The 15,962-nt window shown below is 71.5% G+C and carries 15 protein-coding genes; 4 read left to right on the plus strand and 11 right to left on the minus strand.

Annotation, left to right across the window (positions count from 1 at the left end):
• Positions 1-67: 67 nt before the first annotated feature.
• The 4 genes from ABZS61_RS00175 to ABZS61_RS00190 all read right to left on the minus strand — a co-directional run bounded on the left by ABZS61_RS00175 (position 68) and on the right by ABZS61_RS00190 (position 3,215).
• On the minus strand, positions 68-559 hold the full coding sequence (locus tag ABZS61_RS00175) for a DUF5304 domain-containing protein (RefSeq protein WP_356413707.1): 492 nt from the start codon (positions 557-559) through the stop codon (positions 68-70).
• An 81-nt stretch (positions 560-640) separates the two neighbouring features.
• Positions 641-1,834: an ArsA-related P-loop ATPase gene (locus tag ABZS61_RS00180; RefSeq protein ID WP_356413710.1), complete on the minus strand. Its 1,194-nt coding sequence runs from the start codon at positions 1,832-1,834 to the stop codon at positions 641-643.
• 4 nt (positions 1,835-1,838) lie between these two features.
• Entirely contained in the window at positions 1,839-2,285 is a 447-nt protein-coding gene (locus tag ABZS61_RS00185; RefSeq protein ID WP_329211922.1) for an SRPBCC family protein, read from the minus strand.
• A gap of 120 nt (positions 2,286-2,405) precedes the next feature.
• Complete coding sequence (locus ABZS61_RS00190) at positions 2,406-3,215, minus strand: metallophosphoesterase (protein ID WP_356413714.1); 810 nt, start codon at positions 3,213-3,215, stop codon at positions 2,406-2,408.
• A gap of 280 nt (positions 3,216-3,495) precedes the next feature.
• On the opposite strand from ABZS61_RS00190, the gene ABZS61_RS00195 reads away from it, so the two are divergent.
• Positions 3,496-5,292 (plus strand): AMP-dependent synthetase/ligase, encoded by a 1,797-nt coding sequence (locus tag ABZS61_RS00195; protein WP_356413717.1) that lies wholly within the window; start codon positions 3,496-3,498, stop codon positions 5,290-5,292.
• An 87-nt stretch (positions 5,293-5,379) separates the two neighbouring features.
• Here ABZS61_RS00195 and ABZS61_RS00200 read toward each other — a convergent pair whose 3' ends face one another.
• A complete protein-coding gene (locus ABZS61_RS00200; protein ID WP_356413720.1) occupies positions 5,380-6,522 on the minus strand; it encodes a glycosyltransferase family 4 protein in 1,143 nt (380 codons plus the stop codon).
• Between the two features lie 68 nt (positions 6,523-6,590).
• Between ABZS61_RS00200 and ABZS61_RS00205 the strand changes: the two genes are divergently transcribed.
• The gene (locus tag ABZS61_RS00205) at positions 6,591-7,823 is read left to right on the plus strand and encodes a glycosyltransferase 87 family protein (protein WP_356413723.1); all 1,233 of its coding nucleotides are present in this window, start codon (positions 6,591-6,593) and stop codon (positions 7,821-7,823) included.
• Here the strand turns inward: ABZS61_RS00205 and ABZS61_RS00210 are convergent.
• The 5 genes from ABZS61_RS00210 to ABZS61_RS00230 all read right to left on the minus strand — a co-directional run bounded on the left by ABZS61_RS00210 (position 7,780) and on the right by ABZS61_RS00230 (position 13,267).
• The gene (locus ABZS61_RS00210) at positions 7,780-9,033 is read right to left on the minus strand and encodes a hypothetical protein (protein WP_356413727.1); all 1,254 of its coding nucleotides are present in this window, start codon (positions 9,031-9,033) and stop codon (positions 7,780-7,782) included. The genes ABZS61_RS00205 and ABZS61_RS00210 overlap by 44 nt on opposite strands.
• A 16-nt stretch (positions 9,034-9,049) precedes the next feature.
• Positions 9,050-10,072, minus strand: coding sequence for a C40 family peptidase (locus tag ABZS61_RS00215; protein ID WP_356413730.1), 1,023 nt, complete (start codon positions 10,070-10,072; stop codon positions 9,050-9,052).
• Between the two features lie 236 nt (positions 10,073-10,308).
• Positions 10,309-11,334: an NlpC/P60 family protein gene (locus tag ABZS61_RS00220; RefSeq protein WP_356413733.1), complete on the minus strand. Its 1,026-nt coding sequence runs from the start codon at positions 11,332-11,334 to the stop codon at positions 10,309-10,311.
• Positions 11,335-11,625: 291 nt separating this feature from the next.
• Positions 11,626-12,987 carry an NYN domain-containing protein gene (locus ABZS61_RS00225; RefSeq protein ID WP_356413736.1) on the minus strand — a complete coding sequence of 454 codons (1,362 nt, stop codon included), beginning with the start codon at positions 12,985-12,987 and terminating at the stop codon, positions 11,626-11,628.
• A 37-nt stretch (positions 12,988-13,024) separates the two neighbouring features.
• The gene (locus ABZS61_RS00230) at positions 13,025-13,267 is read right to left on the minus strand and encodes a hypothetical protein (RefSeq protein WP_329211905.1); all 243 of its coding nucleotides are present in this window, start codon (positions 13,265-13,267) and stop codon (positions 13,025-13,027) included.
• A gap of 161 nt (positions 13,268-13,428) precedes the next feature.
• On the opposite strand from ABZS61_RS00230, the gene ABZS61_RS00235 reads away from it, so the two are divergent.
• Positions 13,429-14,181, plus strand: coding sequence for a rhomboid family intramembrane serine protease (locus ABZS61_RS00235; protein WP_356413741.1), 753 nt, complete (start codon positions 13,429-13,431; stop codon positions 14,179-14,181).
• Positions 14,178-14,459: an Lrp/AsnC ligand binding domain-containing protein gene (locus ABZS61_RS00240; RefSeq protein ID WP_123470113.1), complete on the plus strand. Its 282-nt coding sequence runs from the start codon at positions 14,178-14,180 to the stop codon at positions 14,457-14,459. The genes ABZS61_RS00235 and ABZS61_RS00240 overlap by 4 nt, the downstream gene beginning before the upstream one ends.
• 75 nt (positions 14,460-14,534) lie before the next feature.
• On the opposite strand, the gene ABZS61_RS00245 is transcribed toward ABZS61_RS00240, so the two are convergent.
• Positions 14,535-15,911: an aminotransferase class V-fold PLP-dependent enzyme gene (locus ABZS61_RS00245; RefSeq protein WP_356413745.1), complete on the minus strand. Its 1,377-nt coding sequence runs from the start codon at positions 15,909-15,911 to the stop codon at positions 14,535-14,537.
• Between the last annotated feature and the right edge of the window lie 51 nt (positions 15,912-15,962).

A 15,962-nucleotide genomic window follows, 5' to 3' on the forward strand; every position in this document is an offset into this window, starting at 1 on the left:
CAGTTTCGGTCGAGCCCCGCTACGGCCAACCGTACCCGAGCCGGGGACGGGTATTTCCTGCCCACGGTCAGTCCAGGTCGATGTGTTCACTGCCGCCGGGACCCTCGTCACGCGGGTCCGAAGGGTCGTCGGCGGCCTTTTTCGCCGGGCCCGGGGTACTTGTCGTACTACCCGTCGAGCCTCCGGCGCCCTCGGTGCCGCGGGTCCAGCGGCCTTCCTGGCCCTCGACCGCGGAACGGTAGGCGGCGAGAAGTTCGTTGCCGGCGGCGGCGAGATGGTCGAAGAGGTCCGGATTGCGCTCGATGACCGGCTCGACCGCGGACTTGGCCTGCCGGATCACCTGCTGGACGGTGCCCTGGGCGGCCATGCCGAGCAGCGGCGACTGGAGGGAGGTGACCTTGTCGGCCACCGCGTCGATCAGCTTGCGCAGCTCTTCCGCGGCGGATCCGGGCTGCGGCCCGTACTGGGCCCGCCGACGGGCCTTCTCCGCCTCGAGGTCCTCGGCGCAGGCCTCGGCCCACGCGTCGTCGTCGACGGGACGATCGGTGGCTTCACTCATGGCGGACTCCTGCGACGCGGTTGCCTGTGGTGGCCCCACGGGCCACGTACTACCGACGTTACCCGAACGGTGGTACGCCGTTCATCGTGTCCTCGGCCAGAGCGTGGGGTCCGGCGTGAACCGGACACGCAGGACCCCTTCGGTCAGCGCGGCCCCTGAGACGGTGCAGCGGCGCAGCGCGGACTCCAGGCGCACGATCCGGTGGAACGCACCCACGGTGAGGAGCAGTTCGTCACCGCGCCGGACGAGCCGCAGTTCCTCCTTGACGGCTCCGGGCAGGGGCAGGCACCAGACGAGGACGCCGTCGCCCCCCTCGCTCCGGGAGTCCTCCGTCCACGAGGGGTCCCCGGCACGGCCCGGTGTCCGTTCGTCGGGTGCGCAGGCCTCACCCAGGAGGGCGAGGTCGTCGAGGCCCTGCGGGTCACGTCCGAGGTGGGCCACCTCGGTCAGCGGGGTCCCGGGGGCCCATACCTGGTGCCAGCGGTCCAGGCTCTTCTCCTGCTGGGCGGCGAGACCGGCGAACCAGGGGTCGGACGAGTGCCGGGGCAGGACGCGGTTGGCCACCAGCGTGTCGACGCGCAGCCCGTGCAGGGCCAGTCCGGTACGGGCGGCGCCAAGGGTGTCCTCGGCGGCCGGCCCCGGTTCGGCGACCAGCCGCACGGTGGTGGAGCTGTCCTCGATCAGTGCCTCGACCGCGGCGAGCTCGGCGTCCTTGCGGGCGGCGGCCTCGTACAGCCACTGCGCCGGCATGGGGACACCGGCGAGCTGGGCGAGCATAGGGCGCAGTGCACGGGCTGCCTGGCGTTCCTGGGGCAGGAGGCGGCGCAGGTAGCGGCGCAGCTGCCCGGGCAGGGCGAGCAGGGCGAGGGCGTCGGCCAGCGGGGGGAGGTCGACGACGAGCACGTCGTAGCCGTCCTTCGACCAGTCGCCCTCGGCCGCGCGGCGCAGGGTGTGCAGGAGGGCGAGCTGGGCGCTGCCGGGCAGCTCGGTGAGTTCCTCACCGTCCAGCCGGCCCGCGCCGAGCAGGTCGAGCGCTCCGGACGCCCGGTCCTGGAGGGCGACGAGTTCGCTGCGGAAGTGTTCGCCGGAGTCGATGCGGGCGTGGTGGAGCCCGTCGGTGACCTCGGTGGGTCCGGTGCCGGCCGGGAAGCCGGGTACGGCGTCCGCGGAGATCAGGAGGGTGCGCCGGCCGCTGCGGGCCGCAGCCAGTGCGGTCGCCGCGGCGACGGTGGTACGGCCTGCGCCGCCGGGGCCGGTGACGAGGACCGTACGCACGTGATCAGGCCTTCGGGACGGACTCGACGCGCTTCTTCAGTCCGGCCAGGGCACGGTCGATGATGACCTTCTCGGCCTTGCGCTTGATCATGCCCAGCAGCGGGATCTTGACGTCGACGGCCAGCCGGTAGGTGACCTCGGTGCGGTCGCCGCCGACCGGGGCCAGCGCGTAGCTGCCGTCGAGGGCGCGCAGCATCTGGGACTTCACGAGGGTCCAGCTGACCTCGTTCGCGCCGTTCCAGGTGTAGGCGAGGACGTGGTCGTCCTTGATCGCTCCGGCGTCCAGCACCAGCCGGACCTGCTCGGCGCGGCCCAGGTCGTCGGTGGCCAGGATCTCGGCCTCCTTCACCTCGCCGGTCCATTCCGGATAGCGGGCGAAGTCGGAGATCACTCCCATGACGTCGGCCGGTGCCGCCTCGATCGTGATGCTCGAGCTGGTGTGTTCAGCCATCGCCGTGGCCCTCCAGTGCGGTGTACCGGTCGCGTTCGGCAGAGGCCTGCCGTGTGCAGGCTATCGCGTACCCGACGCGGCCCCGGCCACGCCCCGGCCGCAGGCCCGGACCCGCGGCCCTCACCACTCCAGGGCCCAGGGCCGCCCGGTCGACGCGAAGTGGCCGACGTTGACGCACTCGGTGACGCCGATCCGCATCCGTCGTACCAACGGCTGGTGAACGTGGCCGAAAATCGCGTACCTCGGGCGGGTGCGGTGAATGGCGTCCAGGAGCGCGCGGCTGCCGCGCTCGAAGCGGCGGGCCACCGTGTCGTACGTCAGCTCGGGCACATCGGGCGGGATGTGCGAGCACAGGACGTCCACCGGTCCGAGCCCTTCGACCTTGGCTGCGTACTCCTCGTCACTGATCTCGTACGGGGTGTTCATCGGGGTTCTGAGACCGCCTCCGACGAACCCGAAGACCCGGCCGCCGATCTCCACGCGCTCGCCGTCCAGGACCGTGGTGCCGGGGCCGGCGAACTCGGGCCACAGAGCGGGCACGTCGACGTTGCCGTAGGTGGCGTATGTCGGGGTGGGCAGCACGGCGAACATCTCGGCGTACTGCTTGCGCACGGCTCCCAGGATCGCGGCGTTGCGGTCCCTGCCCGCCCACAGGGCGCGGCCGAAATCACGCGCCTCCTCGAAGCGGCGTGCGGTGCGCAGCTCGACGATGCGGTCCGCGTTGTCCTTCCCGAACAGGTCCGGGAAGATGCCGCGCGAGTGGTCCGCGTAGTCGAGGAAGAGGACCAGGTCACCGAGGCAGATCAGGGCGTCCGCGCCGTCCCCGGCGCGTGCCAGCGCCTCCGTGTTGCCGTGCACGTCACTGACCACGTGCACACGCGTTCCGCGGGTGCCGGTTGCGTCTCGACCGTCCGGTCCGCTGGCTCGCATGGAGATCACCCTAGGTTCTCCGCACCCGCGCTGGGTAGAGCCCACCGGACCTGCGGTTACTTCCGGGTCGTGACAGGGGTGGACTAATGTGCACCCGAGGACCACTTGTATGTGTGATGCATAAGACATCTGGCCGGAACCCCCTATCCGGAACCGAGTACTGATGGGTAACGTCCCGCCAGTCCAGTCGTGCTCACCCCACTGAGCATCTGCCAGTCTTGGACCGATCCGGTGCGTCACACAGAGCCGTGGAACCGGAGCCCGATGAGGAGCAGCAGTCTTGCGCGAGTTCAGCCTTCCGGCCCTGTACGAGGTCCCAACGGACGGCAACCTGACGGATCTCATCCGCCGCAATGCCGCTCAGCATCCCGATGTCGCGGTGATGAGCCGCAAGGTGGCCGGCGTCTGGACGGACGTCACGGCCACCCAGTTCCTGGCTGAGGTCAGGGACGCCGCCAAGGGCCTGATCGCGGCGGGCATCGAGCCCGGCGACCGGGTCGCCCTCATGTCCCGCACCCGCTTCGAGTGGGTCCTGCTGGACTTCGCCATCTGGAGCGCGGGCGCGGTCACCGTGCCGGTCTACGAGACCAGCTCCGCCGAGCAGGTCCAGTGGATACTCGGCGACTCCGGTGCGGTCGCGGTCATCGTGGAGAGCGACGCCCATGCCGAGTCCGTCGCCTCGGTGCGCGACGCGCTCCCCGGGCTGGGGCACGTGTGGCAGATCGACCGGGGCGCGGTCGGCGAGCTGACCGCCTCGGGCGCCGTCGTCTCCGACGAGACCCTCGATCTGCGCATGGTGAGCGCCAAGGCCGACGACCCGGCCACCATCGTCTACACCTCGGGCACCACCGGCCGCCCCAAGGGCTGCGTGCTGACGCACCGCAGCTTCTTCGCGGAGTGCGGCAACGTCGTGGAGCGGCTGAAGCCCCTCTTCCGTACGGGTGAGTGCTCCGTCCTCCTCTTCCTTCCCGCCGCGCACGTCTTCGGCCGGCTGGTCGAGGTCGCCTCGGTGATGGCCCCGATCAAGCTCGGCTGTGTGCCGGACATCAAGAACCTCACCGACGAGCTGGCCTCGTTCCGTCCGACGCTGATCCTCGGTGTGCCACGGGTCTTCGAGAAGGTCTACAACTCGGCGCGCGCCAAGGCGCAGGCCGACGGCAAGGGCAAGATCTTCGACCGGGCGGCCGACACGGCGATCGCTTACAGCCGCGCGCTGGGCACGCCGCAGGGCCCGTCGGTGGGCCTGAAGGTCAAGCACAAGGTCTTCGACAAGCTGGTGTTCAGCAAGCTGCGGGCCGTGCTCGGCGGTCGCGGTGAGTACGCGATCTCGGGCGGCGCGCCGCTCGGGGAGCGGCTCGGCCACTTCTTCCGTGGCATCGGCTTCACGGTGCTGGAGGGTTACGGCCTCACCGAGACCTGCGCGGCCACGGCCTTCAACCCGTGGGACCGGCAGAAGATCGGTACGGTCGGCCAGCCGCTGCCCGGCTCGGTCGTGCGCATCGCCGACGACGGCGAGGTGCTCCTGCACGGCGAACAGCTGTTCACGGGGTACTGGAAGAACGACGCGGCGACGGCCGAGGCACTGGCCGACGGCTGGTTCCACACGGGCGACATCGGCACGCTCGACGAGGACGGCTATCTCGCGATCACCGGCCGCAAGAAGGAGATCATCGTCACGGCGGGCGGCAAGAACGTCGCCCCGGCGGTGATCGAGGACCGGATCCGTGCACACGCCCTGGTGGCCGAGTGCATGGTGGTCGGCGACGGACGGCCGTTCATCGGCGCCCTGGTCACTCTCGACGAGGAGTTCCTCTCCCGCTGGGCCGAGGAGAACGGCAGGCCGGCCGGTTCCACGGCGGTGTCGCTGCGCGAGGACGCCGATCTCCTGGCCGAGGTGCAGCGAGCGATCGACGACGGCAACGCGGCGGTGTCGAAGGCGGAGTCGGTGCGCAAGTTCCGCATCCTGGCCCAGCAGTTCACGGAGGAGGCGGGCCACATCACGCCGTCGCTGAAGCTGAAGCGCAACGTCGTGGCGAAGGACTTCGCCGACGAGGTCGAGTCGATCTACCGCGCCTGAGCGCACGACGGTACCGGCCGTACGACAGGGCCGTACACCTGGCAAGGGGCCCGCACCACAACGGTGCGGGCCCCTCCCCGTACGCGGTCAGAGCAGTGTCTTCAGCTCCTCCGCGAGCAGGTCCCAGCGCCACTTCTCCTCGACCCAGGCCCTGCCCCGCTCCCCCATCCGCCGGCGCAGTTCGGGATCACCGAGGAGGGTGATGATCCGGTCGGCGGACTCCTCGGCCGAGCCGCCCCGCACCACCCACCCGGTCTCGCCGTCGAGCACCGCGTCGGGAGCACCGCCCGAGTCGCCCGCCACCACCGGCAGCCCGGTCGCGGACGCCTCCAGGTACACGATGCCCAGGCCTTCGACGTCGAGCCCGCCGCGCCGGGTGCGGCAGGGCATGGCGAACACATCGCCGGCGCCGTAGTGCGCGGGCAGCTCCTCCCACGGCACCGCTCCGGTGAATCGCACGGAGTCCTGGACCCCCGTCTCGGCGGCCAGCTTCTTCAGCTGCCCCGCGTACGGGCCGCCGCCGACGATCAGCAGGACGGCGTCCGGCACCCGCGCCAGGATGGCGGGCATGGCGAGGATGAGGGTGTCCTGGCCCTTGCGCGGGACGAGCCGCGACACACAGACGACGACGGGCCGGTCCGCGAGCCCCAGCCGGGCCCTGACGCGGTCACCGCCCGAGGACGGGTGGAAAGTCGACTCGTCGACACCGGGCGGCAGCTGCACCATGCGTCCCGCGGCTTCGGGGGTGAGGGCCGCGGCGATCCTGGAGCGGGTGTACTCGCCGAGGTACGTGATCGTGTCCGTGCCCTCGCCGATGCGGCGCAGCAGCTGCCGGGACCCGGGCAGCTGGGCCCAGCCCGCCTCGTGCCCGTGGGTGGTCGCCACGATGCGGCGTGCTCCGGCCCTGCGGAGCGCGGGTGCCATCAGGCCGAGGGGGGCCGCCGCGCCGAACCAGACGGAGGAGCATTCGTGTTCGCGCAGCAGCCGGACCGCCTGCCGGGTGACTCGCGGGGTGGGCAGCAGCATCGTCGTACGGTCGCGCACGACGGTGAAGGGCTGTTCCGCGTCGAAGGCGGCGGTGGCCTCCTGGCCCTCCGTGCCGCGCTTCCAGGTGGAGGCGTAGACGACGAGCCGGCCGGGGTCCACGCGCAGGGCCATGTTGTGCAGGAAGGCCTGGATGCCACCGGGGCGGGGCGGGAAGTCGTTGGTCACGATCAAGGTCTTGTCCATCGCCGCCGACAGTACCGGGCTGCCGACCGGCCCTGCTTGACGGCTCCCGCACATCAGGCAACGGCATCATGACGGTTATGCGTCTGCTCCTCGCCACCTGGATCCTCACCCGAGCGGCGCTGCTGCTCTGCGTCTTCAAGGTGTTCACGGTGCCGGGCCCGGACCTCACGAGTGACGTCTCGGTGATCTACCAGGGCTGGTACGAGGTGCTCCGCGCCGGTTCGTACCCGCTGGAGGACGTCACCTGGCAGTACCCGCCCGCCGCCGCGCTGGCGGTGCTCGCCCCGGCCCTGCTGCCCTTCCTGGAGTACGCGTCCGCCTTCTTCTTCGTCGTACTGGCATGCGACGCCGTGGTGCTTCTGCTCCTGCTGTACGCGTCCGGCCGTCCGGGCACCCGTGCGGCGGGCACCTGGGTGTGGGTGGTGGGTGTGCCGCTGCTCGGGCCGACGGTGTACGCCCGGTACGACCTGATGGTGACGGCCGTCGCGGTGGCGGCGCTGCTGGCCGGGGTGCGCCACCCGCGGGTTCTGGGGGCGCTGGCGGCGTTCGGTGCGCTGATGAAGGTGTGGCCGGTCCTGCTGCTGGCCGGTACGCCCCGGGGGCGTGCCACGCGGCGCTCCTGGTCGGCCGCGGCGGCGACGGCCGGCGGACTCCTCCTGGTGGCGGCGGCTCTGCCCGGTGCGTTCGCGTTCCTGACGTTCCAGCGGGACCGGGGGCTGGAGGTCGAGTCGCTGGGGGCGCTGGCCTTCCACCTGGCGCGGCAGTTCGGCTGGGAGGGCCGGGTGGAACTGCGGTACGGCTCGATGGAGTTCGCCGGTGCCCACGTCGGGCAGGTGAGCACCCTGGCACTGGGGCTGAGCGTCCTCGCCCTCGGCTGGCTGCTGGTGTGGCGGCTGCGGGCCCGCACGTTCGCGGTGCACACCCCGGCGGACGCGGCGTTCACGGCGGTGCTGCTGTTCACCACGACCAGCCGTGTCATCAGCCCGCAGTACATGGTGTGGCTGGTCGGTCTGGCCTCGGTGTGCCTGGTGTTTCGCGGAAGCCGGATGGCCCTGCCGGCCTGCCTGGTCCTGGTGGCCACCGGCGTCACCCTGCTGGAGTTCCCGCTGGGGTTCGCGCATGTGGTGGCCAGTGACGCGGAGGGCGTGACGCTCCTCGTCGTACGCAACGGCCTGCTGGTCGCGGCGACGCTGTGCGCCGGGCGGCGGCTGTGGCGGGGGACGGTGCCGGGGACACGGGCCGGTCGCGAGGGCCGGCTCAGCCGAGCCGAGAGCGCAGATACTCCCGCCAGCGCACCGTGAACTCCTCCGGAGTCGTACCGAGCACCGTCTGCATGGCCTGTTCCACCGCCCCGTCCCGCCCGGAACGGGCCCCGACGGCCTTGTAGAAGGCGATCAGCGACTCCTCGCCCCAGTCCTGCGCGATCAGCTCGCAGGCCAGCCAGCCGCCCTCGTACGCCTTCGCGAGGGTGGCCGCGTCCCCGTCGAAGCCGAAGTCCTCGTCCACCGGCAGCCGCGCGGGCAGTTCGGCGCGGCGGACGGCGCCGGTCAGCTCGGGTGCGATCTCCTGGGCGGTACGGCTCTCCTGCCGGTAGGCGGCCCGGTCGGCGAAGCCCTCGGAGAGCCAGACCGGTGTGGCCGCGGAGGTGTGGGCCCTGGTGGCCACGTGGGCGGTCTCGTGGGTGAGAACGACTCTCTGACCGAACTCGCCGAGCATTCCGTACGCCTGCGGATTGACGATCACCCGGTCCGCGGGCGCCCGGCCCCTGCCGCCGACCTCACCGGTGGTGACGGCCGCTATGCCCCGGTAGCTCGCCACGGGTGAGCCGAGGAGGCCCGCCATGTCCTCCACGGATTCCGGCACGAGCACGACCACCCGCTCCGCCCAGGGCTCCGGCCAGCTTCCGGAGACGGCCGGCACGGCCCGGTCCGCGGTGTCCGCGATCCGGCGCAGCTCCCGCTCACGGCGGCCGACGCCGAGGACGAGGCTGTGCGTGCCGCGTACGACCTGGACGTCGCCCTGCTGCCACAGCAGCCCCGGAGCGTCCTGGCCGGCCCGGTCCGCGGCGATGTACCAGGTCCCGTCCTCGCCGCGGCGCACCAGTTCCACGGTGCGGGCGGACGACATCGGGGCGTTGTCGTAGCCCTTGAAGCGGTAGCGCAGCTCGACGTCGGCAGTGACCCGGCCGGAGCCGTTGCCGGTCACGTCCTTCACCTTGTACGCCCAGGACTCCAGGGGTACGTCGGCAAGGTTCTCCAGTTCGGTGCGCTGGGCCGCCCGGAACGACGTGGCCCGCGGGTCGAGCGAGGCCAGGTAGGCGTCGGTGTCGTGCCCCATGACCGCGGCGGCCCTGCGGTCCAGGGTGGTGCCGACCTCCCGGGCGGTGAGGCCGGCTGCGGAGTCGTGCGGCACGGAGCAGGCGGACGCGAGGAGCAGCCCGGCGAGCACGGCGCCCGCCGTGCTCCGTGTGCGGGTGCACCCCCGCCGCGCGTTCCGCGTCCGAACAGCCATCCTGCCGATCGTACGGTCAGACGCGGGTCACCGAGGAGACGGGCATCATGCCGACGGGGTCGTAGCGCACCGGGGCGCCGGGGTACGGGGCGTGGATGACCTGGCCGTTCCCCGCGTACATCCCGATGTGGCTCGCGTCGGCACGGTAGGCGACGAGGTCCCCGGGCATAGCCTCCCCGAGCGGCACCATGCGGCCCGCGTTCCGCTGGGCCTGCGAGGTCCGCGGCAGGCTGACCCCGGCCTGGGCGTACGCCCACTTCATCAGCCCGGAGCAGTCGAACGCGGACGGGCCGTCGGCGCCCCACACGTACGGGCTGCCGAGTGCCTGCCGGGCGGCCATGAGAGCCGCCAGCCCGCGTGCGGAGGCGGCACCGGGAGGAGGGAGCGCCTCCTGTCCGGCGGAGCGCGAAGCGCGGCCGAGGCTCTCGCGGTCCTCGGCGGGCAGTGAGTGCAGCAGCTGCCGGGCCCGGGCCAGCTTGCCCTCGACGGTGCGCTTGTGCCGGGCGACGGCCGCCCGGTTGCGCTCCAGCCCGGCGAGGGCGCCGGTGGCCTCGGCGCGGGTCTGGGCGATCCTGCGCTGGGCCTGCCGGAGTTTGTGCAGCAGAACGGCCCTGCGGTCGCCCAGCCGGTCCAGGGCGGCGGCCCGCTCCAGGAAGGTGTCCGGGTCCGAGGAGAGCAGCAGCGCGAGCGAGGGGTCGATGCCGCCCGAGCGGTACTCCGCACCCGCCATGGAGCCCAGGGCGGTCCGCATCCGGTTGATGCCTTCCTGGGCACGGGCTGCCGCGTCCTGGGCCCTGTCCACCTCGCCGCGCAGCAGGCCGACGTTCTCCCGGGCCTTGTTGAACTGCTCGGTGGCGCGCTCGGCCTCCCCGTACAGCTGGTCGACCCTGGCCTTCGTGCTCTCCCGCGGTCCCTGCGGTTCTGCGCCCGCCGGGGCTGCTCCGAGGGTGGCCGCCGCGGTGGCTGCGGCGGCCGACAGGACGGTGGCCCGGATGCCCCTGGTGGGGCCGGGCCGGGTGGGACGGCGATGCGACACCACAGGAAGCCGCACTCCCTTCCGCTGTACGCAGATGTGCGCAGCCCCTGCCGCCCTGGAGGGCGGACCGACGACCGGGAGCTGCACGGCAGCGCAGACAGTAACCGGACGGCTACGGAGCGACCAAAGGCCGCGCCCGGGTCCGCGCGGGGTAGGAACGGCTCCGCCCCGCCGGTGACCTGTCGGTCTCCGGCGGGGCGGGGCTCAGCGAAGGGTGTGGCGATTCGCTCGTTCGGGCGTCAGATCCGCACGCCGAACTGGAAGGTGCCCATGTAGTCCATCGACTCGTAACGGACCACGGCGCCCGGCTTCGGGGCGTGCAGGATCTGGTTGTTGCCCGCGTACAGGCCCACGTGCGAGGTGTTGTTGAAGAAGACCAGGTCGCCCGGCTTCAGGGCGCTGCGGCCGATCCGGACACCGTCGTTGATCTGGGTGTACGTGGTGCGGGTGATCTGGACGCCGGCTTGGGCGTAGGCCCACTGGGTCAGACCCGAGCAGTCGAACGAGTTGGGGCCGGTGCCGCCGGAGACGTACGGCTTGCCCTGCTGCGTGGAGGCGGCCTGGAGGGCGGCGCCGCCAAGAGCCGAGGCGGGGACCTCGTTGCCGAGGGAGACGCGCTCACCGGCGGCGCGGCTGGCGCGCTGGTCGTCCGCGGCCATCTTGGCCCGCTCGGCGGCGGTGAGGGTGTTCAGGAGCTTCTGGGCGTCGGCGAGCTTGCCCTGGAACTTCTTCTTGTTCTCGCCCAGGGTCTTGCGCACGTCGGCGAGGTCGCCGAGCTTCGCCTGGGCTTCCTTGCGTTGCTGAGCGAGGGTGCGCTGCTTGGACTGGATCTTCTGCAGCGACTCGGTCTGCTTGGCCGTCAGCTGGTCGAGCGCCGAGGCCTGGTCGAGGAAGGTGTCCGGGTCCGAGGCCAGGAAGAGCTGGACGGACGGGTCGATGCCACCGGAGCGGTACTGCGCCGTGGCGAGCGAACCGAGCTCACCACGCATGGTGTTGAGCTCGTCCTGGCCGCGGGCGACCTTGTCCTGGATCGCGTCGACCTGCTTCTTGAGCTTGTCCTGCTGCTCCTTGGCCCCGTTGTACTTCTCGGTGGCGGCCTCGGCCTCGTGGTAGAGCTTGTCGACCTTCGCCTTGACCTCGTTCTTGGTCGGCTTGGGATCGGCGTGCGCAGCCTGGGAAGTCAGGGCCACGGCCGCAGCGGCGGTCGCGGTGAGCACGGTCACGCGGGTGCGGCTCGGCTGCTTGGGACGACGGTGGGACGCCACGAAGGCGAGCTCCTTCTTCCTCGAGCCGCCTACCGGGCTGTGGGGGACTGAATCCCCGGCTCCGTGCACGTCACGGACTCGGCGGTTCCTTCGCTGCCACCCCTGGTGGGTGATCAACCGTGCGAAGGTTCGAGGCCTGACCCTAGTGACCATCCTGTGATCAGTTCAAATCCTCACAGGAAAAATCTCGTCACACCAGGCACTTCTTTACTTTCATCACACCGCGTGTAGTGACGACTTGACGGTACGTTCCCAAAATTCCGGCAAGTCACGCATGTCGCACATGGCGAACTAGACGCGCGAAAGGCGCTTCAGGAGCAATGCGGACGCGACCGGCCGGGCTCCCGCCTTCGCCACCCCGTCGGCCACTTCGCGGTCGGTGGACACCACCACGACGGGCCTGCCCGGCGGTTCCGCGCGGGCCAGCTGCCTGATCAGCTCGTCGGCCGTCACCCCTGCCTTGCTGAACAGCACACGCACCCCGCGCGGCGGCGCGAGCAGGACGGGTGCGGCCAGTTCGGCCCCGTCGAAGACACAGGTCATCTCGGCTCCCGTCTGCGCGGCGAGGACCGAGAGGCCGCCCAGGAGCCGCAACCGCTGCTTCTCCAGCGGCATCTGCGGATAGCCGGTCTTCGTGACGTTGTAGCCGTCCACGATCAGGTGCGCCTGCGGCAGCGCGAGCAGCTGGTCGAGCAACGCCGGATCCGTCTCCGAAAGGGCCCTGGCCGCAATGTCCTTCGGTGACATGCGGCCCGGCTCCACCGCCTCGACACTGTCGGCCGGGCGGATCGACGACGGCGGCAGCGCAAGTTCACGGCGGAGTCCCTGAGCCGCGTCGAGCACGGTGTCCAGGAGCAGCCGCAGCCGCATGTCCTCGACGGAACGCCCTTCCCTGGCCGCCCTGCGGCCCGCCTCGACAGAGGTCTCCGCCTCGGCCAGGCGCGCCTTCAGCCGCCGGGACTCACTCTCGGCGGCGGACACCTGGGCGGCCGCCTCGGCCCGCACGGTGTCCGTCTCGGCGCTGCCCCTGCGCAGGGCCGCCTCGCCGCGTTTCACCTCGCTGAGGGCGCTGCGCAGTTTGCGCTGCAGGGATTCCGCTTCCTTGCGGGCCGCGTCCAGTTCCGAGCGCAGCCGCTCGGTCTCGCTCCTGGTGTGGGTGCGGGCGTGGGCGAGCTCCTCGCGCAGCCTCTCCAGCTCGCGCCGGATCTCCTCGTCCACCCGCTCGGCATCGGCCCGCTGGACCTCCTCGCCCGCCGCGGCCACCAGTTTGACCCAGCCGGCCGGCCGCAGCACGTACGCCGCCGCGGCCACATCGACCGGATCGGCGGCCGCGGGCGGCGCGCCGGACTCCAACGCTGCGGCCAGCTCCGGCTGGCCCTGGTTGATCCGCTCACCGATGCGACGGCGGAAGACCGGATCGCTCTCGAGGGCGGCCGCCATCGCGTTGCCCGCGAACTTGGCACGCCTGGTCGGGGTGAAGCGGGCGTACTGCCTGAGCTGAGGGGGCAGTTCGCCGACGGTCAGACCGCCGAAGGCGTCGGAGACGAGCGCCACGACCTTGCGGCGCACACCCTCGGGCAGCGGACGGTCGAGCGACTCCGCGGCGCCGTCGGCCGCGTCGGCCGGTCCGGCGCCGCCTGTCGGCTGCTCCACCATCCATCACCCCAATATGTCTGTCCGCACGGCCCCGTCAGGAGTCGGCACCCGGCCTGTCGACCAGCTCGATCTGGTCCACCGCGTTGCACCAACGACAGCGCACCGACTCGATGGTCTCACTGACCACCTCCCGCTCCTCGACACTCGACTCCCCGGCCAGGTCGAGGTGGACGTACTCCACGACCTTGGAGGAGCGCGTCACATCGAAGCGGGTGAGATTGCCGCAGAGCGTGCAGCGCCAGCGGGTCCCGTCGGTCGGCGTGGGAACCGTCGTCATCGTTGCGTCCTCTTTCGTCGAGCTCGTACTGCCCAGGTCTTCGATCTCGCGGTGCGCCGTCGAACTGCGAATGTCCTGCGGTAACCCTACGGCCTCGGGTTTACCCATCGGCACGGCGAGGCGATCTGTCATGGTCTCCGCCGGTGCGTCATGCTCTGTACGTGATCGATTGGCGGGATGCCGGGTGGCGGGAGCGGGCCAGGGAGTTCGGGGCCGCGGCCTCGGCGGGCGGCGCACCGGTCACGTACGGCCTCATCGCCGTCTGTTCCGCCGTGTTCCTGATCAGCCCGCTCTCCGGCTTCAACCCGGCCTACGGCACGGCGGACGCCCTGCTCGCGGCGCAGGCCGGGTACTTCGAGCGGTGGGGCGTGATCCCCAGCGAACTCCTGGACGGCTCCGCGCACGCGGCCCTCACCCCGCTGACCGCCCTCTTCGTCCACGGGAGCTGGCTGCACCTGCTGGGCAACATGCTGTTCCTGTACGTGTTCGGGGCGATGGCCGAGGAACGCATGGGCCGGGCCGAGTTCGTCTTCTTCTACGTCTGCTGCGGCTATCTGGCCCTGGTCGTCTACGCGGTCGCGCACTCCGGATCCGACCAGACCCTGGTGGGCGCGTCGGGGGCGATCTCGGCGGTGCTCGGTGCGTTCCTCTACCTCTTTCCCCGGGCCCGGGTCACGAGCCTGTTCCCGTTCCTCTTCTTCCTGCCGCTGCGCTTCCCCGCCTGGATCGTGCTCGTCTTCTGGTTCGCACTGCAGTGGCTGGCGGCGCAGGGCGCGGGCAGCGGCCCCGGCGTGGCCTACCTCGCCCATGTCGCGGGCTTCGCGGCCGGGTTCCTCTACGCCTGGGGGCGCTACCGGGGTGGGGCTAGAGTGAAGTCTCCAGCCACGGCCACCGAGGGAGAAAGCCAGCCGTGATCACCGCGATCGTGCTCATCAAAACCAGCGTGGACCGGATTCCCGAGATCGCCGAGGCCGTCGCCGCGCTGGACAGCGTCAGCGAGGTCTTCTCGGTCACCGGTACGTACGACCTGATCGCCATGGTCCGGGTGGCCAAGCACGACGATCTGGCGGATGTCATTCCCGGCCGGATCAGCAAGATCCCCGGTGTCGAGGGCACCGACACGCACGTGGCGTTCCGTACCTACTCGCAGCACGACCTCGAGGCGGCCTTCGCCATCGGTCTCGACGCGTAGGACGCACGGCGTGCGGCTTCGGCCGGGGACGGGGCAGTTGCCTCCCGTCCCCGGCCGAAGTCGTACGCGGCCGGTTCAGACCTGCGCCGCACCCCTGTCCGGGACGCAACGGCCGTCCTCGGTGCGGTAGGTCCAGCGGGCACCCGCGCCCACCAGCTCGCGGACCGCGCCGAGGAACCGCTCGATGTGCTCGTCCGGCGTACCGGCCCCGAAACTCACCCGGATGGCGTTGAGGGACCTCTCGCCCGGCTCGGCCTCCGGGGCGCCGCACTCGCCCGGGTCCTGCGGCTCACTGCCCAGCAGGGTCCGTACGAGCGGGTGGGCGCAGAACAGGCCGTCACGGACCCCGATGCCGTACTCCGCGGAGAGCGCCGCGGCGAAGTGCGAGCTGTTCCAGCCCTCGACCACGAAGGAGATGACCCCGACCCTCGGGGCGTCGTCGCCGAACAGGGAGAGCACCTTGACCGCGGGGACCTCGGCCAGGCCTTCGCGGACCCGGGTGACGAGCTGCTGCTCGCGCGCGACGAGCTGGTCGAAGCCGGCCTCGGTCAGGGCCTTGCAGGCAGCGGCGATGGAGTAGACGCCGATCACGTTGGGCGATCCGGCCTCGTGCCGGGCCGCCGTGGTGTGCCACTCCACGTCGATGCCGCCGTCGGCGCGCCGGGCCACCTTCCGGGAGGCGCCGCCGCCCGCGAGATACGGCTCCGCGTCCCGCAGCCAGTCGGCCCGGCCCGCGAGGACGCCCGAGCCGAACGGCGCGTACAGCTTGTGCCCGGAGAAGGCGACCCAGTCGACGTCCAGTTCCGCGATGTCCACCGGGTGATGGGGCGCCAGCTGCGCGGCGTCGAGGACGATCCGGGCACCGTGCGCGTGGGCGGCGGCGGCCAGTTCCTTCACCGGCCACAGCTCGCCGGTGACGTTCGACGCGCCCGTCACACAGACCAGTGCGGGCCCGTAGGGGTCGCGGCCGGCCAGCGCGCGCTCCAGCGTCACGACTGCCTCGGCGGGGGTCCTGGGGGCGTCGAGGCAGGTCACCCGGGCGTCTCGCCAGGGCAGCAGCGAGGCGTGGTGCTCGGTCTCGAACACGAACACCTCGCAGTCCGCGGGGAGTGCGGCGGCCAGCAGGTTGAGGGAGTCCGTCGTCGAGCGGGTGAAGACCACCTGGTCCTCGGCACGGCAGCCGAGGAACTCCGCGACGGTGACGCGGCTGCTCTCGAAGAGGTCCGTGGAGAGCTGCGAGAGGTAGCCGGCGCCGCGGTGCACGCTGCCGTAGTACGGGGCGTAGGCGGCCACGTCGTCCCACACCCGTTGCAGGGCCGGGGCGCTGGCCGCGTAGTCGAGGGCGGCATAGGTGACTTCGCCGCCCGTAACCAGCGGAACAGTGACGTCCGCCCCCAGAACCGGCAGGGGGGCACAAATGGTCTGGTCGGCGGCAGCGGTGGAGACAGACATGGCGAACTCCCGTGACAGGCAGGCGAAATCCCGGCGCCGGCAGATGCGCGG

This window comes from Streptomyces sp. NPDC005566 (assembly GCF_040605575.1).
GTDB lineage: Bacteria > Actinomycetota > Actinomycetes > Streptomycetales > Streptomycetaceae > Streptomyces.

Coding starts and splice junctions, on each gene's coding strand:
- ABZS61_RS00175 (WP_356413707.1), bottom strand. CDS start 559: ATGAGTGAAGCCACCGATCGTCCCGTCGACGACGACGCGTGGGCCGAG.
- ABZS61_RS00185 (WP_329211922.1), bottom strand. CDS start 2,285: ATGGCTGAACACACCAGCTCGAGCATCACGATCGAGGCGGCACCGGCC.
- ABZS61_RS00190 (WP_356413714.1), bottom strand. CDS start 3,215: ATGCGAGCCAGCGGACCGGACGGTCGAGACGCAACCGGCACCCGCGGA.
- ABZS61_RS00200 (WP_356413720.1), bottom strand. CDS start 6,522: ATGGACAAGACCTTGATCGTGACCAACGACTTCCCGCCCCGCCCCGGT.
- ABZS61_RS00205 (WP_356413723.1), top strand. CDS start 6,591: ATGACGGTTATGCGTCTGCTCCTCGCCACCTGGATCCTCACCCGAGCG.
- ABZS61_RS00210 (WP_356413727.1), bottom strand. CDS start 9,033: ATGGCTGTTCGGACGCGGAACGCGCGGCGGGGGTGCACCCGCACACGG.
- ABZS61_RS00230 (WP_329211905.1), bottom strand. CDS start 13,267: ATGACGACGGTTCCCACGCCGACCGACGGGACCCGCTGGCGCTGCACG.
- ABZS61_RS00245 (WP_356413745.1), bottom strand. CDS start 15,911: ATGTCTGTCTCCACCGCTGCCGCCGACCAGACCATTTGTGCCCCCCTG.